Genomic DNA, 487 nt, shown 5'->3' on the forward strand with positions numbered 1-487 from the left:
CTGAAGAAGTGATATGGTACGCGAAATCTTATCTAAAAATAATGAAATCGTTTTTTGCTCATCTATTTTTGCAGATCATATTTTAATATTCGCCATATCACTAAATTTAATTGTCTTTCCAATTCTTAATCCGAAGGTAATAGGTTTAAGTTTTTGGATGAAACTTTTTGAAGAAAAAATTTCCTTAAAATAAAATGGGTAATCTAAATTCACGTCTTTTAGGCGTAAAACATTATAGGCTGGGCTAGTTAATCCACTATACAATGAAAATGCTAGTCCGCAAAAGTATGATGAAAGATGCAAAACAAAGTCGTATTTTTTTACGTAATTATAGTTAGTCAAGTTTGATAGATTAAAATTGATAGTTAGGCGTGAGTTCTTCCTTGGTTGCATACCATTATTATTCGTTGCTGTTAAAATTTCTATATCATTAAATCCTTTTTTGTTCTCCAGTAGTAATATATCTCCCACTCTTCTCTGTTCTCAA

Annotated in this window: 1 protein-coding gene; it reads right to left on the minus strand. The window is 29.8% G+C overall.

Features of this window, described 5'->3' with window-relative positions:
- Positions 1 to 393: restriction endonuclease subunit S domain-containing protein (locus OF365_RS03205; RefSeq protein ID WP_263818170.1), on the minus strand; the 393-nt coding region annotated here is incomplete at its 3' end.
- Positions 394 to 487 lie beyond the last annotated feature (94 nt).

The organism is Ureaplasma zalophigenitalium, from assembly GCF_025780055.1.
Taxonomy (GTDB): Bacteria; Bacillota_I; Bacilli_A; order Mycoplasmatales; family Mycoplasmoidaceae; genus Ureaplasma; species Ureaplasma zalophigenitalium.